Source organism: Lysobacter sp. TY2-98, from assembly GCF_003367355.1.
Taxonomy (GTDB): domain Bacteria; phylum Pseudomonadota; class Gammaproteobacteria; order Xanthomonadales; family Xanthomonadaceae; genus Cognatilysobacter.
In genome coordinates this window covers 2,076,806-2,099,374 of the sequence record NZ_CP031413.1, presented here as the reverse complement: position 1 = coordinate 2,099,374, position 22,569 = coordinate 2,076,806, and the positions used below count along the sequence as shown (strand labels likewise).

Below are 22,569 nucleotides of genomic sequence, written 5' to 3'. Positions count from 1 at the left end.
CAATGGCTCGAACGTCCAGAACCAGCACGACCAAAGCCGCGCCGCGCGCCCCGGTTTCGCCGTTCGCCCGCCGCCGCAAGCAGTTGATGCGCATGGCCGGCGAGGACGCGATCGTGATCGTGCCCGCCGCCGCCGAACGCGTGCGCAGCCGCGACACGCACTTCCCGTACCGGCAGGACTCCGACCTGCTCTACCTCACCGGCTTCCCCGAACCGGACGCGGTGCTCGCGCTGATTCCAGGACGTCGCCACGGCGAAGCCATCCTGTTCTGTCGCGAGCGCGATCCCGAGCGCGAAGGCTGGGACGGCCCGCGGTTCGGGCCGGAAGGTGCGGTGGAAACGTTCGGCGTCGATGACGCCTATCCCGTCACCGATCTCGACGACATTCTTCCCGGCCTGCTCGAAGGCCGTTCGCGCGTCTACTACCACTTCGGTCGCGACGCCGAGTTCGATCTCAAGCTGATCGGCTGGCTCAACCGCGTGCGCGCGCAGGTGCGCAGCGGTGCGCAGCCGCCGCACGAATTCCTCGAGCTCGGCCATCTGCTCGACGAGCTGCGGCTGTTCAAGGACGCGGGCGAACTGAAGTTGATGCAACGGGCCGCCGACATCAGCGTCGCCGCGCACCAGGCCGCGATGCGGGCGGCGCGTCCCGGCGTGGCCGAATACCAGCTGCAGGCGGAACTCGAATACGTGTTCCGTCGCCATGGCGCGGTGCCCGCCTACAACAGCATCGTCGGCGCCGGCCCGAACGCGTGCGTGCTGCACTACAACGCGAACAACGGCACCGCGCGCGACGGCGATCTCGTGTTGATCGATGCCGGCGCCGAAGTCGACGGCTATGCGTCCGACATCACGCGCACGTTCCCGGCGAACGGACGCTTCACGCCGGCACAGCGCGCGCTGCACGACCTGGTGCGCGATGCGCAGGCCGCCGCACTGGCGCAGGCACGCCCCGGCACGCACTGGGATGCGATCCACGAGGCGGCGGTCGCGACGTTGAGCGAAGGACTTCTGCGCCTCGGCCTGCTGCGCGGCAAGCTCGAGAAGATCATCGCCGACGGCAGCTACAAGCGCTTCTATCGCCACAAGACCGGGCACTGGCTCGGGCTCGACGTGCACGACGTCGGCGACTACCGCGTGGACGGACAGTCGCGGGTGCTGGAGGCCGGAATGGTGTTCACCATCGAGCCGGGGCTGTATGTCGATGCGGATGATCCGACCGTCGACGCGAAGTGGCGCGGTATCGGTATCCGCATCGAAGACGACGTGCTCATCACCAAGGCCGCGCCACGGGTGTTGACCGACGGGTTGGCGCGTTCGGCGGACGAGATCGAGGCGTTCATGGCGGATGCCCGCGGCTGATTCGCATGGGCATCGCGATCCGTGCCGCAACACAGGACGATCACGACGCGATCCTCGCGCTGGTTCCGCGGCTCGCCGCCACGGGAACGCCGGCGCTGCGTGACGCGAAACAGGTCTGTGCTGCCGATCTCGCAAGCGTCGGGGAGGCGTTGCGCGCGAGCGACGGACGCTGCGCATGCTTCATCGCGGAGATCGACGGCGGGCTCGCCGGGTTCATCCATGTGCGTCGTGTGCAGGACTACTACACGCAGCGCGAGATCGCGCATGTGTCGGATGTCGTCGTCGCGCCGCATGCGGAAGGCCGGGGCGTCGGACGCGCGTTGATGACGGCCGCCGAGGCTTGGGCGAAGGCTCAGGGCCACCCGCTGATCCAGCTCTACGTGCTGCCGGAAAACGCGCCGGCGCGTGCGCTGTACGAGCGGTCGGGCTACACGCCCGAGTGGATGAAGTACATCAAGCCGCTGGACTGAGCGTCACCAGCTGGCGCCGTCCGCGACGAGGGCGCCGGCGTGCGCTGCCGCGGATTCGCCGAGCGCCTGCAGGTCATAGCCACCCTCGAGCATCGACACGATGCGACCGTCGCAGTGGCGTCGTGAAATCTCGCGCAGCTGACCCGTGATCCAGAGGTAGTCGACCGCATCGAGTTCGAGCTGCGCGAGTGGATCGCGCTGGTGTGCATCGAAACCCGCCGAGATCAGCAGCAGCTGCGGCGCGAACGCATCGACGGCGGGGAGCAGCGTTTCGCTCCATGCGCGACGGAAACCTTCACTGCTCGTGCCCGGCGGCAGCGGCGCGTTGAAGATATTGCCGATGCCGCGTTCGTCCGCGTGCCCGGTCTCCGGATACAGCGGCGACTGGTGCGAACTGCAGAACACCACGCGCGGATCACGTTCGAAGATCGCCTGCGTGCCATTGCCGTGGTGCACGTCGAAGTCGACGATCGCGATGCGCTCGACGCCATGCGCGTCCATCGCGTGCGCCGCCGCGACCGCGATCGAATCGAAGAAGCAGAAACCCATCGCGGTGTCGCGTGTCGCGTGGTGCCCGGGCGGGCGCACCGCGCAGAACACGCGTCGCGCGCGGCCGCTCATCACGGCATCGACCGCCGCGACGCCCGCACCGGCAGCGCGCAGCGCGGCTTCCGCTGCACCAGGCGAGAGGAACGTGTCGGGATCGAGCTGCACGGTGCCGTCGGCGACCGCGGTATCGAGCACCTGCCGGATCAGCGCATCGTCATGCACGCGCGCGAGCTGCTCGCGCGTCGCGAGCGGTGCATCGGCCCAGGGCAGGTCGGGGTAGGTATCGCGGATCGCGTCGACGACCGCCGCCAGCCGCTCGGGACGCTCGGCGTGGCCGGCGGGCGGCGTGTGCGCGGCGCAGGCGGGGTGGGTGAGCAGCAGCAGCGGGAGCATGTCGGTCATGGCCGAATTCTTACCCCATTACGCTGCCGACGCCGCATCGCACGACCGGCGTCATCAACCGTGATCGGCCGGTTCGCGCAGCTGAAAGACGTTGCCCTGGGGGTCCATCGCATTGCAGGCGACGAAGCCCGGGCCGTCCCAACGCTCCGGAAACAGTGTGCCACCACCGGAGGCCACGATGCCCGCTGCTGCATCGAGGCGCGGCACCGTGCAGAAGAACTTTATCGCGCAGTTTTCGCGACGCACAGGTGGCGTCGTGATCGTGATGTCCGCGGCGTACCGCTCGGGGATCGCGTGCACCAGCAGCTGCAGGTCGAGCGATTGGAGCACGACGATCTCGTCGCGCGCGTGCAGGCGCCGCATGTCGAGCAATTGCTCGTAGAACGCGGCGACGCGTTCGAGATCTTTCGCGTAGATGAAGACGCCGGCGCGTGCGGGACCGCTCATGACGTCGCCTCGCGGGATCGGATCGGCTTCAGCCGTGGCGCCGCTCGTGCCGCCACAGCACTTCGCCGTGGCCGCTGGCGCGTGCGAGCACGCGGGCGAGGACGAACAGCAGGTCGGACAGGCGATTGAGATAGCGGATCGCTTCCGGTCGCACTGTTTCCACGCGCGACAGCGCGACGCATTCGCGCTCCGCGCGACGGACCACGGTGCGCGCGATGTGGCAACGCGCCGCAGCCTCGCCACCGCCGGGCAGGATGAAATCCTTCAGCGGCGGTAGCGGGTCATTGAAGCGGTCGAGCTCGTTTTCGAGCCGCTCGATGTCGGTATCGAAGATCGCGGCGTGGCCGGGAATGCACAGCTCGCCGCCGAGATCGAACATCTGGTGCTGGATCGACGTCAGCAGCTTGGCGACGTCGTCGGGCAGATCGCTCGCGAGGACCAGGCCGATGCAGGAATTCGCCTCGTCGACCGTGCCGTAGGCGTCGACGCGGGGCGAATCCTTGCCGGTGCGCGAACCGTCGCCGAGGCCGGTGGAGCCGTCGTCGCCGGTGCGCGTGTAGATCTTCGAGAGGCGGTTCCCCATCAGTGCGCGGCGAGCGCGCGGCCGCGCGACAGCGACGTCGCCAAGGCGTGCACCAGCGCGATGCCGCCGACGTACATCGCCGCGGTCTGCATGTACGGCAACAGCCACCGCACGTAGTTCTGCCACCAGCCGGCGAGCGACGGCGCGGCGACCGAAGCAGACACCCAGTAGAAGCTGCCCTGCGCGATCAGCTGGCAGACGCAGACCGAGAGCACCAGCGACGCGGCCAGCAGGCCGAGTGAGCGCACATCGTTGGCGACGTTGCGACGGCGCAGCCACATGCCGCCCGCCCACATCGCGAAGTACGCCGGCACCAGGCACCAGTACGCGGGCGACACGCAGTACGCGCTCCAGAAGCTCTGGCCGCTGCGGGTGATCACGGCGTAGTCGATGACGACGGCCAGCGCCATCAGCACCGGGAACGCCCAGCGCGTCGACTTCGACAGGTAGAAGCCGCCGACGAAGAACACCGCCCACGAAGCGTCCGGGATCGGCGCGAAATGATTGATGCGCGTGGCCGCCATCAGCGCGGCGAGCAGCGTGAAGATCAGGGTGCGCTGGGAAGTGGCGGTCATGGTCGCTCCGGAAAGGCGGGCCGGCACGGGACCGGCGAGCCCCGCATTCTAACGGAGCCCGCGGGGCCGGCCGTATCATGGCCGCATGAACGATGCCGCCCCGCGCACGCACGACCTCGTCATCGTCGGAGGCGGCCTGGTCGGCGCGAGTCTCGCCCTGGCGCTGGAACCGCTGGGCCTCGACGTCGCGCTGGTCGACGCCGCGCCCGCCGGCGAAATGCCCGCCGTGTTCGACGAGCGCTCGCTTTCCTTTGCCGAAGCCACGGTCAACGCGCTCGACGCGCTCGGCGTGATGCCGCGCTTGCGCGCAGCCGGTGGGCCGATCCGTCGCATCGTCGTCAGTCGCGCCGGCGATTTCGGGCAGGCACGGCTGGAGGCGGAACGCTACGGACGCACCGCGTTCGGGCAGGTGGTGGTTGCGCGCGATTTCGGCCATGCGCTCGAGGCGCAACTGGACACGGTGCGCAGCCTCACGCGCTACCGGCCTGCGCGGCTGGTCGCGACGTCGTTCGACGGCGACGCGCGCCGCGTCACGTTGCAGACGCCGGGTGGCATGGTCGAGCTCGCCGCGAAGCTGGTCGTCGGGGCCGACGGCACGATGAGCGCACTTCGTACCGCACTCGATATCGGCAGCGACGCCACCGACTACGGCCACACGCTGTTCGTCGCACGCCTGCGCACGGAACGTGCGCCCGACGGCACCGCCTACGAGCGTCTTACCGACGACGGCCCCACGGCGCTGCTGCCGCGCGCGGATCGTCATTTCGGCCTCGTGCACGGTGTGGCGGACGACGAAGCGGACGTGGTCGAAGCGATGGACGAAGCAGCGTTCCTGGCGCGTCTGCAATCGCGCCTGGGCTGGCGTCACGGACGCCTGCTCGCCTGCGGCACGCGCAGTCGCTATGCGGGCCGTCGTGTGATCGCGCAGGCGACGGTCGCACCGCGCGCCGTGCTGGTCGGCAACGCCGCGCAGACGATTCACCCGCTCGGCGCGCAGGGCTTCAACCTCGGCCTGCGCGATGCGCTGACCCTGGCGGAAGAAGTCGGCGCGGCACTGCGCGACGGTCGCGATGCGATCGGCAACGATGCGATGCTGCATCGCTACGCGGAACGCCGCGTCGAAGATCGTGAACGCACGCTCGCGTTTTCCGATCGCCTGCTGCGACTGGGCACCGCGCGCGGACTGCTGATGCGCCCGCTGCGTTCGGCCGCGCTGCTCGCGCTCGATCACCCGTCCTGGCTACAGGCATGGCTGGTCTGCGGCGCGATGGGCTATCGCGGCGATGTGCCTGCGCTCTGCCGCGGGGACGACGGACGCCGTCGCGCATGAGCCGTCGCGATCTGGTCGATATCGCCGTCGTCGGCAGTGGCGTGGTCGGTGCCGCCGCCGCACTGGCTTTCGCACGCGACGGCTGGAGCGTTGCGCTGCTGGAAGCGCGCGAACCGCCGCGATGGCGCGAGGACGCCCCGGATCTGCGCGTCTATGCACTCGCACCCGACGGCATGGCGCTGTTCGACACGCTCGATGTCGGCGCCTCGATCCGCGATGCGCGCGCATATCCGTATCGCGGCATGGAAGTCTGGGATGCCGCGGGCGACGGCAGGCTCTGCTTCGATGCCGACCGCTTCGCGCGTCGCGAGCTCGGCTGGATCGTCGAGAACGGCCTGCTGGTCGATCGTCTGTGGCAGGCGCTGCAGCGCGAGGACGTCGCCCTGCACGTGCCCGCCTCGGTCGCCGGCCTCGAACAGGACGCGACGCGCGCGACGCTGCGGCTCGAAGACGGCCGGCGCCTGCAGGCGCGCCTGGTCGTCGCCGCTGATGGCGCGGCATCGGCGCTGCGCGCGTTCGCGGACATCGACGCGCCCGTGCACGACTACGCGCAGGGCGGTCTCGTCGCTTACGTCGATACCGACGAGCCGCTGCGCGCGACCTGCTACCAGCGCTTCCTGCCGACCGGGCCGCTCGCGTTGCTGCCGGTCGGATCGCACCGCGCCTCGATTGTCTGGTCGGCGCCGATCGACGAAGCCAAGCGCCTGCGCGAACTCGATGACGATGCGCTGTCGCGCGCACTGACCGATGCCTCCGGGGCGCGACTCGGGACGGTGCGGCCCGTGTCTGCGCGCGCGGTGTTCCCGCTGCGTCGCCAGCTGGCGGCGCGCTATCGCGAAGGGCGCCTGCTGCTGGTCGGCGATGCGGCGCACGTCGTACATCCGTTGGCGGGGCAGGGTGTGAACCTCGGCCTGCGCGATGTCGCCGCGCTGCGTGCGGCGTTGCCGCGACCGGGTCGCGACGTGGATCCCGCGACGTCGCGGCTGCAGCGTTGGGCGCGCGCGCGTCGCAGCGCATGCACGCGCGCGGCGATGGCGTTCGAGACGATCAATCGCGCGTTCTCGAACGACGCCGCGCTTCCGACCCTGCTGCGCGGACCATTGCTCGGTCTCGCAGGTCGCCTGCCACCGCTGCAGCACGCGCTCTGGCGCGAGGCGGCCGGGCTCTGAAAAAAACGCCCCGCTTCGAGCGGGGCGTTTCGTTTGCGACGTGACGCCGGCTGATTACTTCTTGCGCGGCATCGCGTCGTATTCACTCTGCGACAGGCTGCCGTCACGGTTGGTGTCCAGCGCGCGGAAACGTGCTTTCAGGTTGGCCTGCACCGCGGCTTCCTTCGAACTGATCATGCCGTCGCTGTTGACGTCGAGCATCTGGAACGCCGATGCCGACGCCACGCCCGACAGCGCGTCATGCACTGGCAGCGAGTTCTTCGCCAGGCCGCCCGAGGAGATCCAGCCGCGCAGTTCGTCCATGCCGATGCGGCCGTCGCTGTTGCCATCGATCGTCGCGAAGTCGGAGTTGAGCGTCAGGTTCGCGGCGGCTTCGTCACGGCTGAGGTAGCCGTCGTGGTTGGTATCGAGCACCGCGGTATCGATGCTGAAGCGACTGCCGGCGGCGCCGCCCGTCGTGGCGACGACTGCGGTGTCGGCGGCCATCGGTGCGACGGGTGCCACCACAGCGGCGGGCGGCGGCGGATTGGCGGCGGCCTGCGCAGCGGCGCTGGCGTCAGCGGCCATCGACGCAGCGCTGCTCGCTTCGCCCGCCGCTTCCGCGGCTTCGCCGGCGGCGGTCACCTTGTTCATGCCGTCATGTGCACCCGCGGCCGCACCCATTGCGGTGGCCGTGCTGTCGACGGCATCGTTCTTTGCGGCTTCGGCCGCGACGGCTGCGCGGTGCGCCTGGTCGGCCGCAACCGCATCGCCCGACGCCGCGGCGCTCTTGGCCGCGGTCTTGGCTGTGTTGGCGTGATGGCGCGCGTCCTTGGCCGCCTGGGCTGCGGCGTCCTTCGAGGCTTCCGCCTCGACTTTCGCGCGGACTTCGGTCGCGCTCTGTGCGTATGCGGGTGCGGCAAGGCCCAGCGAAAGGCCGAGCGCGATGGCGAGCGTGCTGGTGCGGAGAATCGTCATGGTCGTGCCCTGTGTCGGGAAAACAGGACGACGCTAGAAGCGGCTGCATCAACCGCGCGTGCACTTTTCCTTAGTCCGCAGTCGCTTCGTCAGCTGCGGGACAGGGATGTGTCAGCCGCGTAGACGCGCGAAGACCGTGATCTCTTCGCGGTCGTGATAGAGCTGCTTCGCACGCCATTCGACCGGCTGTCCGACGTCCCGTTCGAAGAGCGCGAGGCACTGTCGCGTCTCGTCCCAACGCTTCTTCATCGGCAGCTTGAGGTTGAATACCGTGCGACGGCACCAGCCTTCGCGCAGCCACGTCGCCATGCGTTCGGCGACGCGACGCGGCTGCTCGACCATGTCGCAGACCATCCAGTCGAGCGTGCGTTTCGGATGCCAGACGAAGCCGTCGGCACGCAGGTGTTCGACGCGTCCGCTGTCGAGCAGGTGTTGGGCCAGCGGTCCGTTGTCGACGCTGATCACGCGCACGCCGTTACGCATCAGTACCCAGCTCCAACCGCCCGGCGCCGCGCCGAGGTCGGCCGCGTGCATGTTCTCCTTGAACCAGGCTTCGCGCTCCTTGGCATCGAGTAGCGTGAGAAATGCTTCCTCGAGTTTGAGCGCGGAACGGCTCGGCGCCTGCGGATGCATGCGCAGGCGCGGAATGCCCATCGGCCACTCGCTGCCGTCCTGCGGATCGACGATGCCGAGGTGCGCGTGGTCGCCCGTCTCCAACAGCACGTGCAGACGCGGACGATCCGGGGAGTCGATGTGCGTCAGCCAGCCGGCTTCGCGCAGCGCCGGGCGAAGCGCGTTGCCGAGCGCGCGCGCCAGCGCGGCGAGGGGCTTGCCCTCGTCGCTGTCGGCGTGTTCGACGCGAACGTCGCCGAAGTGGAGTGTCGGCGTGCCGAGCGTGGCGGCCATCGCGGTGACCATCGCACCGACTCGATCGGGCTTGGCCTGGCCGGTCGCGCCGAGCGACGGCAACTCGGCGAACGCGATCATTTTCTGTCGCGCGAAGATCAGGTCGCGGAACGGCAGCGCATGCGACAGCGCCTCGGCGTCGTCGCAGATGAAACGCACGAACCCGGTGCCGCGCTCGGTGCGCGCATAGCCGGCGAAACCGAGCGCGCCGGCGCGCTCGGTGAACTCCGCTGCGAGTTCGGGCTCGAAGCCCGCGCGGCAGTAGCCGAGCAGCGCGGGCTGCGCGATCGCAGTCGTGGTGGATGCGGCCATCGAGGCGTCAGTACCGCGCGCCGCCGGAGGCCGAATAGTGGCGCAGCACGTCGCAGGCGGCGTCGCGTTGTACGTCGCGCACGACTTCGATGCCGCGATTTTCGAGCTCGCCCACCCAGTCGGCCGGCAGCGGGCCCTCGTCGAACTCGGTCAGCGCTTCGACATCCTCGCTGCGCGCCCCGATGAGCAGGCGGTCGACACCCGCCCACACCGTCGCGCCGTAGCACTGGCAGCACGGCTGCGCGGACGTCGCCAGCGTGATCGGGCCGATCGCGCTGCCGTCGGGCGATTCGTTGAGGCGCGCGCGCTGCGTGCGCTGCTGCGCGAGCATGTAGGCCATCATTTCCGCATGTGCGACCGAGCACGTATGCGGCAGCACGCGGTTCACGCCGACGGCGATCACGCGATCGTCCGGACCGAACACCGCGGCGCCGAACGGCCCACCGCTGCGCGCGTCGACATTGCGACGCGAGAGATCGATCGCGAGCGCGACCTTCGCGTCGTCGCCTTCATACGTGCGCGTCGTGTCGACCGCGTCGTGCACCCACGCCGGCAGCGTCAGGTGCACCTGGGCGTACAGCATCATCGTCATTGAGCCACCGGTGTGGAGTTGCCGCCGGCGTCCTGGCACGTGCCGGCCACGCAGCTGCAACTCTGGATGTCCTTGAAACCGCAGATCGACGAGATGCCCTTGCGCGCGCACTCGGCCTGCACCGCTGCCGGATCCACCGGCGAGTTCTTGTTGACGCAGGCCGGCATGGCGCCGCAGCAGCTGCCAACGTTCTTGACCGCGCAGTCGCCATCGCTCGCACAGCTCGTCACCAGCTTCGGCGCGTTCGGCAACTCGACGCGCTGCGGCGGCAGGCCCTGGCTCTTCGGCGGCGGCGGACGATCGCGACCCGCCATCGCGTCTTGATTCGCGTTGACAGGCGTCGAATGCGCCGGCGGTGCGTCGTCGTGCACCGCCGACGACGCATCGTTCGATGTCATCGCGGCCTGCGTATCGGTCGTGGACTGCGGACGCGCGCAGCCGGCGACGAGCCCGAGCGCAAGGAGGATCGGAGCGAACATGGACACGCGCATGGCGGCTCTCCGGAGGGGGAACGTCAAGCCTTGCCCGACCAGGTGTCACGCAGCGTGACGCTGCGGTTGAACACCGGGCGCTCAGCCGTGTGGTCGTAGCGGTCGGCGACGAAATAGCCGATGCGCTCGAACTGGAACGACGTCTCGGGAGTAGCTTGAGCGGCCGATGGCTCGACGTAGCCGGTCACTACGCGACGCGATTCGGGATTGAGATAGTCGCGATACGTTTTGCCGCCTTCATCGGTGTCCGGGTCCGGCACGGTGAACAGACGGTCGTAGAGACGAATCTCGGCTTCGACCGCATGCTTCGCACTGACCCAGTGGATCGTGCCCTTCACCTTGCGGTTCGCGCCGTCCATGCCAGGGCGCGATTCGGGATCCAGCGTGCAGCGCACTTCAACGACGCGACCGTCCGCGTCCTTGATGACTTCGTCGCAACGGACGATGCCGGCGCCGCGCAGGCGCACGTCGCCGCCGACAGTGAGGCGCTTGAAACCCTTCGGCGGCACTTCCTCGAAGTCCTCGCGTTCGATCCAGAGCACGTTCGAGAACGGCACGCGGCGCTCGCCCGCGGATTCGTCCTTCGGATGGTTCGAGAACGTCAGCGATTCCTCGTGGGCGTCCGGCAGGTTGGTGATGACGAGCTTGAGCGGATCGACCACGCCCATGCGGCGCTGCGCCGCGGCGTCGAGATCATCGCGCAGTGCGCCTTCGAGGATGGAGATGTCGAGCAGCGAGTTCTGCTTGGAGATGCCGACGCGGTCGACCATCAGCTTCAGCGCGCCCGGCGTGTAGCCGCGACGGCGGATGCCCTGCAGCGTCGGCATGCGCGGATCGTCCCAGCCGTCGACCAGGCCGTCGTTCACCATCGCGAGCAGCTTGCGCTTGCTCATCACGAGGTAGTTGAAGTTCAGGCGCGAGAACTCGATCTGGCGTGGCTTCGCGGCTTCCTTCGGCAGGCCCTTGTCGAGCAGCGGCTTCAGCAGTTCTGGATGGTTGACCAGGTCGACCTTGTCGACACACCAGTCGTACAGCGGACGGTGATCCTCGAACTCCAGCGTGCACAGCGAGTGCGTGATGCCCTCGATCGCGTCACTCAGCGAATGCGCGTAGTCGTACATCGGATAGATGCACCACGCATTGCCGGTGTTCTGGTGCTCGACGTGCTTGATGCGGTAGATCGCCGGATCGCGCAGGTTGATGTTGCCGCTCGACATGTCGATCTTCGCGCGCACGGTGCGCGCACCGTCGGCGAACTCACCCGCGCGCATGCGACGCAGCAGGTCGAGGTTCTCCTCGACGCTGCGATCGCGATACGGCGACGGGCGCCCCGGCTCGGTGAGCGAGCCGCGATACGCGCGCACTTCCTCGGCGGTGAGATCGTCGACGTAGGCGTCGCCCTGCGTGATGAGCTTCTCGGCCGCGAGGTAGAACACCTCGAAGTAGTCGGACGCATGGCGCAGCGCATGCCAGTCGAAGCCCAGCCAGCGCACGTCGTCCTGGATGGCGCGCACGTACTCCGGGTCTTCCTTCGCCGGATTCGTGTCGTCCAGGCGCAGGTTGCAGCTGCCGCCGAACTCGGCCGCGACGCCGAAATCCAGGCAGATCGCCTTCGCATGGCCGATGTGCAGGTAGCCGTTCGGCTCGGGCGGGAAGCGCGTCCGGATCGCCTGGTGCTTCCCGGCCGCGAGGTCCTCCCGGACGATCTGGCGGATGAAGTCGTTCTTGACGCCGGTTTCAGGCGCGGCGTTCTCGGGCGATGCGGACATGCGGGCTTGCAACCACGTGGGGAAGCCCGCAGTTTAACGAAGAAGGCCGCTCCGGCCCTGCGGGAGACCGCCATGAAGCCCGTCTACGACGCCGCGAACCTCATCGACGCCCATCTCGTGCGCCATGCGCTCGAGGACGCGGGCATTCCGGTGTTCATCAGCGGCGAGGCACTGACCGGCGGGATGGGCGAGCTGCCGGTGCACGGCATGGTGCAGGTGTGCGTGCCGGACGTCGCCTGGCCCGAAGCCGATGCGGTGGTGCGCGAGCTCGACTTCGGCCATGCGCCCGAACTCGCGGATGACGCCGAACCCGACTGGGACGGCGGCCTCGCGCCGGCCTGACGCATCCGTCGTCACCGCCGCGACGTAAACCTATCGCCACGCCGCGTTCGCAACGCGGGTGCTGCGCAATCCATCATCCGCCGGTACAGCCGGTCGAGGAGATCCAATGCTCGAGAAACTGCTCGGAATCGGTGCCCACAAGCAGCGCATGCCGCGTGCCGGCGAAGCATTGCCGGGCCGCGAGACCGCAATGCCGATCCGCAACGCGCACCACGTGCACGGCCGCCCGATCCAGGGCGAATTCGCCGGCATGGAGCAGGTGCAGTTCGGCCTCGGCTGCTTCTGGGGCGCCGAGCGGCTGTTCTGGAAGATCCCGGGCGTTTACACGACGGCGGTCGGGTATTCGGGCGGCGAGACGCCGAACGCGACCTATCGCGAGGTCTGCAGCGGCATGACCGGCCACACCGAAGCCGTGCTCGTCGTCTACGACCCGAAGCAGGTCACGTTCGACGCGCTGCTCAAGGCGTTCTGGGAAGGTCACGACCCCACGCAGGGCATGCGCCAGGGCAACGACACCGGCACGCAGTACCGTTCCGCCATCTACTGCACGACGCAGGCGCAGTACGACGCGGCGACCGCCAGTCGCGACGCGTACCAGCAACGTCTCGACGAGGCGGGCCTCGGCACCATTACCACCGAGATCCGCTACCCCGCGCCGACGTTCTATTACGCGGAGGACGAGCACCAGCAATACCTGTCGAAGATTCCGAACGGGTATTGCGGACTGGGTGGAACGGGCGTGAGTTGCCCCATCGGAGCGGGTATCGACGCCGGCTGATCAACGCGAACGCCGATGCTCGCGTGTGGCGCGGCGGTCAGCGCCCGACAGTCCGTAACGAACACACGTAGATGACTTCGCAGGCACCGTCGCCCGAATCCTCGCGCGACAGCGAGCTGCGCCATGTCCAGCCGTCCGGCGCGTCGGCTTCGACCAGCCAGCCGTCTACGCGCACGCGATCGCCTTCGCGCACATCCGACAGGGCGCTCGCCGCGCTCGCATTCGCGGGAATCATGTGCATGTTCGCGCTCGATCGCACGATCTCGTCGGGCGGAATGGGCGGGTCGTCCGACCACCGATACATGTACCAGCGACCCGATTGCGAGATGTCGAGTCGATCGAGCACCGCGTCGTTGCGCATGCGGCCCCAGCCCAACGCGAGGTCGGTCGGCGAGAGATCCGATTCGCGACCGCTCGAATAATCCTGACGCGAGAGCACGCGCGCATCGACGCTGAAACCGGCGAGCGGACGCAGCGTCGCCGCCTGCAGGCGGAACGGACCGATGCCGGACGGAAGGTGGCTCTGCAGCGGATCGCCGAACGCCGACACCTCGGGCGGCATCGGGCAGTTCACCGCGCCCACGGCCGCTGCGACGTGGGCGCGGTGACGATGCGGACCCGCCGGCGAAAACCACCAGCCGATCGCGGCGATCAGCAGGGCCGCAAGGACGATCCGACGCACGCGATCAGTCCGCGCGCCGCGAACGTTTTGACGCGCTCTTCGGCGCCGGTGGTGCGAGCAGTTCGTCCGGCAGACGCTTGAATTCCGCGGCGAGGCGCTCGAGGAAATCGCCCATCGCCGAACTGCGTCGCCACACCATCGCGATGCGTCGATGCGGCACGTCGCCCGAGAACGGCACCAGCGCGAGATCCGACGACGGCGGCACCGGCGGCTGCACGGCCAGCATCGGAAGCAGCGTCATGCCGACGCCGGCGGCGACCATCTGCCGCAACGTTTCGAGCGACGTCGCGCGAAAGCCCGCGCGTTCGCCCGCACCCGCGAGCCGGCAGACGTCGAGCGCCTGGTCGCGCAGACAGTGACCTTCCTCGAGCAGGAGCAGGTCGGCATCACGCAGGTCGTCGCCGTGCAGCGATTCATGCTTCGCGATCGGATGAGATTTCGGCGCGGCGAGCACGAAGGGTTCGTCGAACAGCGGTTCGACGCGTAGCTGATCGTCGTGCACGGGCAGCGCGAGGATGCCGGCGTCGAGCCGGCCATCGCGCAGGCGCTGCAGGATCTGGTCGGTCTTCTCCTCGACGAGCAGCAGTTCGAGGCGCGGGAAGCGCTCGCGCACGCCGGGCAGGACGTGCGGCAGCAGGTAAGGGCCGAGCGTCGGGAACAGGCCGAGGCGCACGCTACCGGCTTCCGGATCGCGGCTGCGGCGCGCGACTTCGACCATCTGGTCGACTTCGGCGATCACGCCGCGCGCCCGCTCGGCGACGTCGCGGCCGACGGGCGTCAGCATCACGCGGCGCGGTGCGCGTTCGACCAGGGCGACGCCGAGCTCTTCTTCGAGCTTCTTGATCTGCGTGGAGAGCGTGGGTTGGCTGACGAAGCTGGCCTGCGCGGCACGGCCGAAATGGCGGTGATCGGCGAGGGCGACGAGGTATTTGAGGTCACGCAGGTTCATGGGGGGGGATGGTAGGGGCGCGGTGTGCGCTTTTCCATCGAGACCGGGTTTTTGATTCACCCGGTTGATGAGCGGTGTTCCTTGGCGGGCCGTTGTGCCGCCGTGCATGACAGCCGCCTGGAGCGTTTCGTGCGCTGTCGCGCCCGAGTCACTTTTCTTTGCTGGTGCAAAGAAAAGTAACCAAAAGAAAGCACCTTCCTCGACGGATCTACAGCTCGCGATCGGGCAGCACTCTCGGGATCGCCACACTCGGCATCCTGCCTCGGGTGGCGACAGCCGACATCGTGTCGGCCGCCCCTTCGGGGTCTTTACGGTTCGCATCAGCGGTTGTGATGCAACGTGAGCAACGGCGACGGCAACGGCAACGGCAACAGCCATAGTCGCGTCAGCGCGCGCACGGTGTGGCGCGCGCGTTTGACGGGGACGAGCCGGAGCCGCTTACGCAGCCTGCGCCTGCTCCGCCGGCGCCGACGAGCGGATCAGGTGCTCGAACGCACTCAGCGCCGCCGTCGCACCTGCACCCATCGCGATCACGATCTGCTTGTACGGCACGGTCGTGGCGTCGCCCGCGGCGAATACGCCCGGCACGCTGGTCGCACCGCGATCGTCGATCACGACCTCGCCGCGCGGGGTGAGTTCGATACTGCCCTTGAGCCACTCGGTGTTGGGCAGCAGGCCGATCTGCACGAACACGCCTTCGAGCTCGATCGTGCGCGATTCGTTGGACGCGCGATCCTTCACGACGAGCCCCGTCACCTTGGCGCCGTCACCCAGCACTTCGGTGGTCTGGCCGTTGGTGATGACGTCGACGTTCGGCAGGCTGCGCAGCTTGCGCTGCAGCACGTCGTCCGCGCGCAGCTTCGAATCGAACTCGATCAGCGTCACGTGCGCGACGAGGCCTGCGAGATCGATCGCCGCTTCCACGCCGGAATTGCCGCCACCGATCACCGCGACACGCTTGCCCTTGAACAGCGGGCCGTCGCAGTGCGGGCAATAGGCCACGCCCCTGTTGCGATATTGCTCTTCGCCGGGCACGCCCATCTGCCGCCAGCGGGCACCGGTGGTGACGATCACCGACTTCGCTTTGAGCGAAGCGCCGTTTTCGAGATCCACGGTGATCAGCCCGTCGGCACCTGCCGGATGCAGCTTCGACGCGCGCTGCAGATTCATCACGTCCACTTCGTAGTCGCGCACGTGCTGCTCGAGCGCCGTCGCGAGCTTCGGGCCTTCGGTGTACGACATCGAGACGAAGTTCTCGATGGCCATGGTGTCGAGCACCTGGCCGCCGAAACGCTCGGCCGCGACGCCGGTGCGGATGCCCTTGCGCGCCGCGTAGATCGCCGCTGCGGCGCCGGCGGGGCCGCCACCCACGACGAGCACGTCGAACGCGTCCTTCTTCGCAATGGACTCCGCCGCGCGCGACGCCGCACCGGTGTCGAGCTTCGCGAGGATTTGCTCGACCGTCAGGCGGCCCTGGTCGAATTGCTCGCCGTTGAGAAAGATCGTCGGCACCGACATGATGCCGCGCGCTTCGACTTCGGCCTGATGCAGTGCGCCGTCGATCGCGACGTGCTTGATGTTCGGATTCAGCACGCTCATCAGGCTCAGCGCCTGCACGGTGTCCGGGCAGCTCTGGCACGACAGCGACATATAGGTCTCGAAGCGGAACTCGCCTTCGAGCTCACGCACCTGGTGCGCGACGTCGTCCTCGATCTTCGGCGGATGGCCACCAACCCACAGCAACGCGAGCACCAGCGAGGTGAATTCGTGGCCGAGTGGAATGCCGGCGAAGCGCACGTCGATGTCGGTGCCGGCGCGCACGATGCCGAACGACGGCTTACGCGCGTCGTCGTCGGTGCGCACGTACTCGACCTTGTCGGACAGCGTGGCGATGTCGCGCAGCAGCGCTTCGAGTTCGCGCGCGGCGTCGGACTCGTCGAGCGACGCTTCTAGCCGGATCGGCTGCTGCAGGCGTTCGAGGTAGGCGGCGAGCTGGGACTTCAGGCTTTCGTCGAGCATGGCGGGTTCCATTGCTAACGGAATGGCGGGCACGCACGGCCCGCAAGCGGTCGATGACTGCGCTTGCGAACTGCGGGTTCGGATGCTGTCGACAGCATCATCGCGATCGCGCCGCGACGCCGCTGTCGACAACCTCCGGAGAACGCCGCGCGACCTGCGCGCGGCGCTCCGGTGGCGCCTTAGATCTTGCCGACGAGGTCGAGCGACGGCGCGATGGTCTTGGCGCCTTCGTTCCACTTGGCCGGGCAGACCTCGCCCGGATGCTCGGCGACGTACTTGGCGGCCTTCAGCTTGCGCAGCGCTTCCTTCATGTCGCGCGCGATCGCGTTGTCGTGCACTTCGTAGGCCTTGATGACGCCTTCCGGGTTGACGATGAACGTGCCGCGCAGCGCGAGGCCTTCCTCGTCGATGTGCACGTCGAACGCCTTGGTCAGCGCGTGGGTCGGGTCACCGACCAGCGGGAACTTCGCCTTGCCCACGGCCGGCGAGATCTGGTGCCAGACCTTGTGCGAGAAGTGGGTGTCGGTCGTGACGATGTAGACCTCGGCGTTGTTCTTCTGGAACTCGGCGTAGTTCTCGGCCGCGTCCTCGACCTCGGTCGGGCAGTTGAACGTGAAGGCGGCCGGCATGAAGACGATGACCGACCACTTGCCCTGCAGGCTCTTGTCGGAGACTTCGACGAACTTGCCGTCGTGGAACGCCTGGGCCGTGAACGCCGGCACCTTCTTGTTGATCAGGGACATGCGGATTCCTGTGAGGGGAGGGGTGAATGAACAGGGCTCATCCTATCGGCCGACAAGCGGTAGATCAAATCGATCTATCCGATTTACACGATAGGCAAAGGCAATCGATAGCACGCGATCAGTCGACGGGACCGGGACTTTCGACCTAGGGCCCGCGCGGGCCCCGCCGCTTACGCTCGATGGTCACCCCCGGGGAGCTCCACCGATGCACCGACCGCGCCGCCACGTCCTTGCCCTCGCTCTCGCGCTCGCCGGTAGTGGCGCGGCGCAGGCTGCCGAAACGGGCGTTCCCACCGGCCCGCTGCCGCGCACCGTCGTGCCGACGCTGGTGAAGCTGGAGCTGAAGATCGATCCCAAGCAGACGGGCATGAGCGGCTCGACGCACATCGATGCGAACGTCGCCGAAGCCACCCGCACGATCTGGATGCACGGTCGCGGCCTGAAGATTTCGAGTGCCACCGCGCACGTCGGCAAGAAGGCGTTCCTGTTGACGGTGAGCGAAGTCGATCCGTCGGGCGTCCTGAAGCTGGTCTCGAAGACGCCGATTCCCGCCGGCAAGGCGAGCATCGACCTCGCATTCAACGCGCCCTACGGCGAGCTGCAGGGCGCCTACAAGGTCAAGCCGGACGGCCGCGACTACGTGATGACGCAGATGGAACCGCTGGGTGCGCGCACGGCGTTTCCATCGTTCGACGAACCGAGCTTCAAGCAGCCTTGGGACATCACGCTGATCGTGCCGAAGGACGACGTCGGCGTGGCCAATGCGCTTGAGAAGAAGACCGAAAACGTCGCGGGCGGCTGGAAGAAGATCACCTTCAACCGCACGGAGGCGCTGCCGAGCTATCTGGTGGCGTTCGCCGTGGGTCCGTGGGACGTCGTCGCTGGTCCGGACATCGCGCCGAACGGTGAGCGCACCACGCCGATCCGTCTGCGCGGCGTCGCCGCGAACGGGCAGGGCGGCAAGATGAAGTACTCGCTCGCGCATACGCCCGAGATCGTCACCGCGCTCGAGAACTACTTCGGCATCCCGTATCCGTTCGACAAGCTCGACAACCTCGCCGCACCCGACTTCTGGGCGGGCGCGATGGAGAACGCGGGGCTCATCGTCTACCGCGATTCACTGATGTTCCCGGATGAAACCTCGTCGGTCGGCCGCCGCCAGTCCTTCTACGGCACCAGCGCGCACGAACTCGCGCATCAGTGGTTCGGCGACCTCGTCACCACGCGCTGGTGGGACGACATCTGGCTCAACGAAGGCTTCGCCACGTGGATGGGCAACAAGATCCACGGCCAGGTGCAGCCGCAGGCGCATACGGATCGCGGCCTGCTCGAAGGCGCGATCGGTGCGATGGGCGCGGACAGCCTGGCGTCGACGCGTCGCGTGCACGAGCCGATCCGCGACTACCGCGACATCGAGTCCGCATTCGACGGCATCACCTACCAGAAGGGTGGCGCGACGCTCGCGATGTTCGAGCGCTACATCGGCGAGGAAAAGTTCCGGCAGGGCATCCGCAACTACCTGAAGGCGCATGCGCGCGGCAACGCGACGAGTGCGGACCTGATCAATGCGGTCGCTGCTCAGAGTGATGATCCGGCGGCGGTGTCGAAGGCGTTCTTCGGCTTCATCGACCAGCCGGGTGTGCCGTACGTCAAGGTGGATGTCGACTGCTCCGGCAAGAAGTCCGAGCTGGTCATTGCGCAGCAGCGCTATCTGCCGATCGGCTCGACCGCGAGCGCGACCGGCGAATGGGGCATCCCGATGACCATCCGCTACGCGGATGGCACGACGGTGCGCGAGCAGAAGGCGCTGGTGACGGGTGCGCAGTCGCACCTCGAACTGACCGAGGCAACGAGCTGCCCGAAGTGGGTCATGCCGAACGGTTACGGCGCGGGCTACTACCGCTTCGCGCTGTCGCCGAAGCTGCAGACCGGCCTCAACGACGCGTTCGCGTCGCTCGACGAACGCGAACAGCGCATGGTCGCCGACTCGGTCGTTGCCGCTTACGGCGCCGGCACGCTCACGCCGTCGCAACTGCTCGCTGCGCTTCCGCGCTTCGCGAACGCGAACGTGCGCCAGACCGCCACCGCCGGCATGAGCGCGACGGGTTGGATGAGCGAGCACCTGCTCGCCGACGACAAGGCGCGCGATGCGTTCCACGCCGGGGTCGCGGCGATCTATCGTCCGCGCCTCGAGTCGCTCGGTCTCGCGGCGAAGGCCGGCGAATCCGATGACGACGCGCTGCTGCGCAGCACGCTGGTCGATTTCTTCGCGACCGAGCTGAAGCACCCGGCAGTGCGCAAGGAAATGAATCGCCTCGGTCGCCAGGTGCTCGGCCTCGACAGCGACGGCCAGCTGCATGCCGACGCGGTGGCGAAGGACCTGCGCGATACCGCACTGGTCGTCGCCCTGCAGGACGGCGGCGCCGCCGCGTTCGACGCCGCGGAGAAGCAGTTCCGCGCGAGCCAGGATGCGGTGCTGCGCAGCGAGCTGCTGGGCGCGATGGGCGCGACGCACGTGCCGGCCTTGGACGCCCGCGCCCGCGCACTGGTGTTCGAGAAGGGCCTGCTGCGCCGGAACGAGATCTTCCCGGTCGTCGGCGGCCAGCTCGACAACGCGATCGGCCGGACCGCACTGCGGGAGTGGACCGACACGCACTTCGCCGAGCTCGAGGCGCGCCTTGCCCCGGCCGGCGCGGCACTGGTCAGTCTTTATTCGTCGGGTATGTGCAGCAACGAGGAGGCCGACGCCCTGCAGGCCAAGTTCGCGCCGCGCATGGAGAAGGTCGAAGGCGGCCCGCGCGAGCTCGAGCAGACAGTGGAAGGCATCCGCCTTTGCGCGGCCCAGCAGAAGGCACGGGCCGGCCTGCCGCTGGACGTCGCGTCGCGCTGATACCTCGTCTCCGGAAACCCAGCGGGCGGCCTTCGGGTCGCCCGCTGCCGTTTCGGGGGAGGGGCTCCAAGAAAAATGCGGCCCATGTCGCAAAGAGGGCCGCTCGAGTCCGCGTCAACACCTTGACGGCACAAAAATTGCAATGAGTTCGGTTGGGGAACTGCCGGATCCGCGATGGACCTGATCGGCCAACTCGACACCGCGACGCTCGCCTTCGTCACCGGCCTGGCAGGGCTGCTGCTGGCCGGGACCATGGGGGGCATCCGGCTGGCCGGCATGCGCAGCAGCGCGCTGGTGTTCTGGGGCGCCGCAGGTCTGGCCGCGGGCATCGCGCATCTGCTGGCGCACCTCACGCTGGGCCTCGGCCTGGACCTGCCCAAGCGCGAGTCCCTGGCGGTCGCCAATGGGATGGTCACGCTTGTCCACGTGCTGCTGCTCGCGGGCGTGCGTGTGTTTCTCGGGCGCCGGTCGTATTGGATGCCAATGGCCGTGCTGGCCCTGGTCACCGGCAGCGCCAGCTACATCGTCCCGGACGTGTGGGGCGTACTGCGGGTGCGCGTGCTGATGCTCGCTCCGATCTATCTCGTGCTCGACACCGCTGCGGGCTTCATGCTCTGGCGCGCGGGCTCGTCGCGCGGCGAGCGCTTCCAGAACCTTGCCGCCGCCGCATTCCTGTTCAACAGCGCGGTGCTCGTCGTCCGCATCGCCCACGCCCTGCTGTTCGACACGCCCGACGGCGCATTCGCCCGCGAGCCCTTCCAGACGCTGGTGTTCGTGCTCGGCCTGGTCTTCATCTCGGTGCTGACCATGGGCCTGGCGCTGCTCATGTTCCGTTCGAAGGAGCTGGAGCTGCGCCGCCTCGTGCATTCCGATCCGCTGACCGGCCTGTTCAACCGCCGCTCGCTGTACGAGTACGCACAACGCGAGCAGGCGCGCAGTGAGCGCTATGGCACGCCGCTGGCGCTCGTCATGGTCGACATCGACGGTTTCAAATCGGTCAACGACACGTATGGCCACGCGGCCGGCGACGACGTCATCTGCGAGACCGCACTGCGTGTGGCCTGCGGGCTGCGCGACGTCGATACCGCGTTCCGCCTCGGCGGCGAGGAATTCCTGCTGCTGCTGCCGTCAACCTCGATGGTCGAGGCCACTTCGGTCGCCGAGCGCCTGCGCACCGCGGTGTGCGACACACCGATCGCGGCGATCGGTCGCGCCGTCACCGCGAGTTTCGGTGTCTCCGAGCTGCAGCGCGGCCGCGAGGACTGGGAAGCGGCGATGCACCGTGCCGACGTCGCGCTGTATCGCGCCAAGGACGAAGGGCGCAATCGCGTGGTCGCGATGCCTGCCCCCCGCGCGGACGATGCCGGCGTCGGTGCGTCGATCGACGCGTTGCTCGACGTACCATAGTCCTTCGTCATTCCGGAGCGTCCGCATGCGGATCGATGCGCTGCTGCGCGAGGCGCGCGCCCGTCTTCCCGATGGTGAAGCGGAAATTCTGCTCGCCCATGCGCTCGGTCATTCACCGGCGTGGCTCTACGCGCACGGCGACGACGAGATCGACGTCCACGCGCGCGAAGGTTTTCGCGAACTCGTCGATCGCCGCATCGCCGGCGAGCCGGTCGCTTATCTCGTCGGACGCCGTGGTTTCTGGACGCTCGATCTCGACGTCACGCCCGCGACGCTGATTCCGCGGCCGGAAACCGAGCGCCTCGTCGAATTGGCGATGAAGCGTATTCCGTCCGGCGATGCGCGCGTCGCCGATCTCGGGACCGGCAGCGGTGCGATCGCACTGGCGCTGGCGACCGAGCGACCGCGCGCGCACGTCATCGCCACCGACACGAGTGCGGACGCGCTCGCGGTCGCGCGCGGCAACGCGAAGCGGCTCGGTCTGTCGCGCGTCGACTTCCGCGAAGGGAGCTGGTACGCGCCCGTGGCGGACGAGCACTTCGACGTGATCGTCAGCAATCCGCCCTACATCGCGGCAAGTGATCCGCACCTCGCACACGGCGATCTTCGCCACGAGCCGGCGTCGGCGCTGTCATCCGGGGCGGACGGGCTGGATGCGATCCGCGTCATCGCCGCCGGCGCGACCGCGCATCTGGTCGAAGGCGGATGGTTGCTGGTCGAACACGGCTACGACCAGGGCGCCGCCGTGCGCCAGGTATTCACGGATGCGGGTCTGCTCGACGTCGCGACCGCGCAGGATCTGGAACATCGCGATCGCGTCACGCTCGGTCGCTCACCGTAGCCCGG

The 22,569-nt window shown here is 68.3% G+C and carries 22 protein-coding genes; 9 read left to right on the top strand and 13 right to left on the bottom strand.

All coding sequences use genetic code 11. The features are described 5' to 3' along the window. The first annotated feature begins 2 nt into the window (after nucleotides 1-2). Nucleotides 3-1,361, top strand: coding sequence for an aminopeptidase P N-terminal domain-containing protein (locus DWG18_RS10215; RefSeq protein WP_115647089.1), 1,359 nt, complete (start codon nucleotides 3-5; stop codon nucleotides 1,359-1,361). A gap of 5 nt (nucleotides 1,362-1,366) precedes the next feature. Next, entirely contained in the window at nucleotides 1,367-1,831 is a 465-nt protein-coding gene (locus DWG18_RS10210; protein ID WP_115647088.1) for a GNAT family N-acetyltransferase, read from the top strand. Between the two features lie 3 nt (nucleotides 1,832-1,834). On the opposite strand, the gene DWG18_RS10205 is transcribed toward DWG18_RS10210, so the two are convergent. The 4 genes from DWG18_RS10205 to DWG18_RS10190 form a co-directional block, all read right to left on the bottom strand. Beyond that, nucleotides 1,835-2,764, bottom strand: a complete 930-nt coding sequence (locus DWG18_RS10205; RefSeq protein WP_115648138.1) for a histone deacetylase family protein — start codon at nucleotides 2,762-2,764, stop codon at nucleotides 1,835-1,837. Nucleotides 2,765-2,836: 72 nt separating this feature from the next. Continuing rightward, the gene (locus DWG18_RS10200; protein WP_115647087.1) at nucleotides 2,837-3,229 is read right to left on the bottom strand and encodes a VOC family protein; all 393 of its coding nucleotides are present in this window, start codon (nucleotides 3,227-3,229) and stop codon (nucleotides 2,837-2,839) included. A gap of 28 nt (nucleotides 3,230-3,257) precedes the next feature. Then, nucleotides 3,258-3,812 carry a cob(I)yrinic acid a,c-diamide adenosyltransferase gene (locus DWG18_RS10195; protein WP_115647086.1) on the bottom strand — a complete coding sequence of 185 codons (555 nt, stop codon included), beginning with the start codon at nucleotides 3,810-3,812 and terminating at the stop codon, nucleotides 3,258-3,260. After that, entirely contained in the window at nucleotides 3,812-4,387 is a 576-nt protein-coding gene (locus DWG18_RS10190) for a hypothetical protein (RefSeq protein ID WP_115647085.1), read from the bottom strand. The genes DWG18_RS10195 and DWG18_RS10190 overlap by 1 nt, the downstream gene beginning before the upstream one ends. 85 nt (nucleotides 4,388-4,472) lie before the next feature. On the opposite strand from DWG18_RS10190, the gene ubiH reads away from it, so the two are divergent. Both ubiH and DWG18_RS10180 read left to right on the top strand, forming a co-directional pair. Then, nucleotides 4,473-5,717 (top strand): 2-octaprenyl-6-methoxyphenyl hydroxylase, encoded by a 1,245-nt coding sequence (ubiH, locus tag DWG18_RS10185; RefSeq protein WP_115647084.1) that lies wholly within the window; start codon nucleotides 4,473-4,475, stop codon nucleotides 5,715-5,717. Continuing rightward, nucleotides 5,714-6,886, top strand: a complete 1,173-nt coding sequence (locus DWG18_RS10180; RefSeq protein WP_115647083.1) for an FAD-dependent oxidoreductase — start codon at nucleotides 5,714-5,716, stop codon at nucleotides 6,884-6,886. Before ubiH ends, DWG18_RS10180 begins: the two co-directional genes overlap by 4 nt. Nucleotides 6,887-6,940: 54 nt before the next feature. Here the strand turns inward: DWG18_RS10180 and DWG18_RS10175 are convergent, their stop codons facing one another. The 5 genes from DWG18_RS10175 to DWG18_RS10150 all read right to left on the bottom strand — a co-directional run bounded on the left by DWG18_RS10175 (nucleotide 6,941) and on the right by DWG18_RS10150 (nucleotide 11,913). Continuing rightward, entirely contained in the window at nucleotides 6,941-7,843 is a 903-nt protein-coding gene (locus DWG18_RS10175; RefSeq protein WP_162823791.1) for a hypothetical protein, read from the bottom strand. A 111-nt stretch (nucleotides 7,844-7,954) separates the two neighbouring features. Next, complete coding sequence (gene rlmM, locus DWG18_RS10165; protein ID WP_115647080.1) at nucleotides 7,955-9,061, bottom strand: 23S rRNA (cytidine(2498)-2'-O)-methyltransferase RlmM; 1,107 nt, start codon at nucleotides 9,059-9,061, stop codon at nucleotides 7,955-7,957. 7 nt (nucleotides 9,062-9,068) lie between these two features. After that, a complete protein-coding gene (locus tag DWG18_RS10160) occupies nucleotides 9,069-9,644 on the bottom strand; it encodes a nucleoside deaminase (protein WP_115648137.1) in 576 nt (191 codons plus the stop codon). 5 nt (nucleotides 9,645-9,649) lie between these two features. Beyond that, on the bottom strand, nucleotides 9,650-10,144 hold the full coding sequence (locus DWG18_RS10155) for a hypothetical protein (RefSeq protein WP_115647079.1): 495 nt from the start codon (nucleotides 10,142-10,144) through the stop codon (nucleotides 9,650-9,652). A 23-nt stretch (nucleotides 10,145-10,167) separates the two neighbouring features. After that, nucleotides 10,168-11,913: a glutamine--tRNA ligase/YqeY domain fusion protein gene (locus DWG18_RS10150; protein WP_115647078.1), complete on the bottom strand. Its 1,746-nt coding sequence runs from the start codon at nucleotides 11,911-11,913 to the stop codon at nucleotides 10,168-10,170. A 72-nt stretch (nucleotides 11,914-11,985) separates the two neighbouring features. Here DWG18_RS10150 and DWG18_RS10145 point away from each other — a divergent pair, with 72 nt between their 5' ends. Next, entirely contained in the window at nucleotides 11,986-12,255 is a 270-nt protein-coding gene (locus tag DWG18_RS10145; protein ID WP_115647077.1) for a DUF2007 domain-containing protein, read from the top strand. Between the two features lie 118 nt (nucleotides 12,256-12,373). Then, on the top strand, nucleotides 12,374-13,033 hold the full coding sequence (msrA, locus tag DWG18_RS10140; protein ID WP_115648136.1) for a peptide-methionine (S)-S-oxide reductase MsrA: 660 nt from the start codon (nucleotides 12,374-12,376) through the stop codon (nucleotides 13,031-13,033). A gap of 37 nt (nucleotides 13,034-13,070) precedes the next feature. Here the strand turns inward: msrA and DWG18_RS10135 are convergent, their stop codons facing one another. The 4 genes from DWG18_RS10135 to ahpC form a co-directional block, all read right to left on the bottom strand. Then, the gene (locus DWG18_RS10135) at nucleotides 13,071-13,715 is read right to left on the bottom strand and encodes a hypothetical protein (RefSeq protein ID WP_115647076.1); all 645 of its coding nucleotides are present in this window, start codon (nucleotides 13,713-13,715) and stop codon (nucleotides 13,071-13,073) included. 4 nt (nucleotides 13,716-13,719) lie between these two features. Then, nucleotides 13,720-14,664, bottom strand: a complete 945-nt coding sequence (locus tag DWG18_RS10130; RefSeq protein WP_115647075.1) for a LysR substrate-binding domain-containing protein — start codon at nucleotides 14,662-14,664, stop codon at nucleotides 13,720-13,722. A 438-nt stretch (nucleotides 14,665-15,102) separates the two neighbouring features. Continuing rightward, complete coding sequence (gene ahpF, locus DWG18_RS10125; RefSeq protein WP_115648135.1) at nucleotides 15,103-16,683, bottom strand: alkyl hydroperoxide reductase subunit F; 1,581 nt, start codon at nucleotides 16,681-16,683, stop codon at nucleotides 15,103-15,105. A 179-nt stretch (nucleotides 16,684-16,862) separates the two neighbouring features. Beyond that, entirely contained in the window at nucleotides 16,863-17,426 is a 564-nt protein-coding gene (gene ahpC / locus DWG18_RS10120; RefSeq protein WP_115647074.1) for an alkyl hydroperoxide reductase subunit C, read from the bottom strand. Between the two features lie 205 nt (nucleotides 17,427-17,631). Here ahpC and DWG18_RS10115 point away from each other — a divergent pair, with 205 nt between their 5' ends. The 3 genes from DWG18_RS10115 (at nucleotide 17,632) to prmC (ending at nucleotide 22,564) form a co-directional block, all read left to right on the top strand. Next, a complete protein-coding gene (locus DWG18_RS10115; protein WP_115647073.1) occupies nucleotides 17,632-20,316 on the top strand; it encodes a M1 family metallopeptidase in 2,685 nt (894 codons plus the stop codon). Between the two features lie 174 nt (nucleotides 20,317-20,490). After that, nucleotides 20,491-21,723 carry a GGDEF domain-containing protein gene (locus DWG18_RS10110; RefSeq protein ID WP_115647072.1) on the top strand — a complete coding sequence of 411 codons (1,233 nt, stop codon included), beginning with the start codon at nucleotides 20,491-20,493 and terminating at the stop codon, nucleotides 21,721-21,723. Between the two features lie 25 nt (nucleotides 21,724-21,748). Continuing rightward, a complete protein-coding gene (prmC, locus tag DWG18_RS10105) occupies nucleotides 21,749-22,564 on the top strand; it encodes a peptide chain release factor N(5)-glutamine methyltransferase (RefSeq protein WP_115647071.1) in 816 nt (271 codons plus the stop codon). The last annotated feature ends 5 nt before the right edge of the window (nucleotides 22,565-22,569 follow it).

Excerpts from the sequence above, each read along its gene's own strand:
- DWG18_RS10215 (WP_115647089.1), top strand. The coding sequence starts at position 3 with ATGGCTCGAACGTCCAGAACCAGCACGACCAAAGCCGCGCCGCGCGCC.
- DWG18_RS10210 (WP_115647088.1), top strand. The coding sequence starts at position 1,367 with ATGGGCATCGCGATCCGTGCCGCAACACAGGACGATCACGACGCGATC.
- DWG18_RS10200 (WP_115647087.1), bottom strand. The coding sequence starts at position 3,229 with ATGAGCGGTCCCGCACGCGCCGGCGTCTTCATCTACGCGAAAGATCTC.
- DWG18_RS10195 (WP_115647086.1), bottom strand. The coding sequence starts at position 3,812 with ATGGGGAACCGCCTCTCGAAGATCTACACGCGCACCGGCGACGACGGC.
- DWG18_RS10190 (WP_115647085.1), bottom strand. The coding sequence starts at position 4,387 with ATGACCGCCACTTCCCAGCGCACCCTGATCTTCACGCTGCTCGCCGCG.
- ubiH (WP_115647084.1), top strand. The coding sequence starts at position 4,473 with ATGAACGATGCCGCCCCGCGCACGCACGACCTCGTCATCGTCGGAGGC.
- DWG18_RS10180 (WP_115647083.1), top strand. The coding sequence starts at position 5,714 with ATGAGCCGTCGCGATCTGGTCGATATCGCCGTCGTCGGCAGTGGCGTG.
- DWG18_RS10175 (WP_162823791.1), bottom strand. The coding sequence starts at position 7,843 with ATGACGATTCTCCGCACCAGCACGCTCGCCATCGCGCTCGGCCTTTCG.
- rlmM (WP_115647080.1), bottom strand. The coding sequence starts at position 9,061 with ATGGCCGCATCCACCACGACTGCGATCGCGCAGCCCGCGCTGCTCGGC.
- DWG18_RS10160 (WP_115648137.1), bottom strand. The coding sequence starts at position 9,644 with ATGCTGTACGCCCAGGTGCACCTGACGCTGCCGGCGTGGGTGCACGAC.
- DWG18_RS10155 (WP_115647079.1), bottom strand. The coding sequence starts at position 10,144 with ATGCGCGTGTCCATGTTCGCTCCGATCCTCCTTGCGCTCGGGCTCGTC.
- DWG18_RS10150 (WP_115647078.1), bottom strand. The coding sequence starts at position 11,913 with ATGTCCGCATCGCCCGAGAACGCCGCGCCTGAAACCGGCGTCAAGAAC.
- DWG18_RS10145 (WP_115647077.1), top strand. The coding sequence starts at position 11,986 with ATGAAGCCCGTCTACGACGCCGCGAACCTCATCGACGCCCATCTCGTG.
- DWG18_RS10130 (WP_115647075.1), bottom strand. The coding sequence starts at position 14,664 with ATGAACCTGCGTGACCTCAAATACCTCGTCGCCCTCGCCGATCACCGC.
- ahpF (WP_115648135.1), bottom strand. The coding sequence starts at position 16,683 with ATGCTCGACGAAAGCCTGAAGTCCCAGCTCGCCGCCTACCTCGAACGC.
- ahpC (WP_115647074.1), bottom strand. The coding sequence starts at position 17,426 with ATGTCCCTGATCAACAAGAAGGTGCCGGCGTTCACGGCCCAGGCGTTC.
- DWG18_RS10115 (WP_115647073.1), top strand. The coding sequence starts at position 17,632 with ATGCACCGACCGCGCCGCCACGTCCTTGCCCTCGCTCTCGCGCTCGCC.
- DWG18_RS10110 (WP_115647072.1), top strand. The coding sequence starts at position 20,491 with ATGGACCTGATCGGCCAACTCGACACCGCGACGCTCGCCTTCGTCACC.
- prmC (WP_115647071.1), top strand. The coding sequence starts at position 21,749 with ATGCGGATCGATGCGCTGCTGCGCGAGGCGCGCGCCCGTCTTCCCGAT.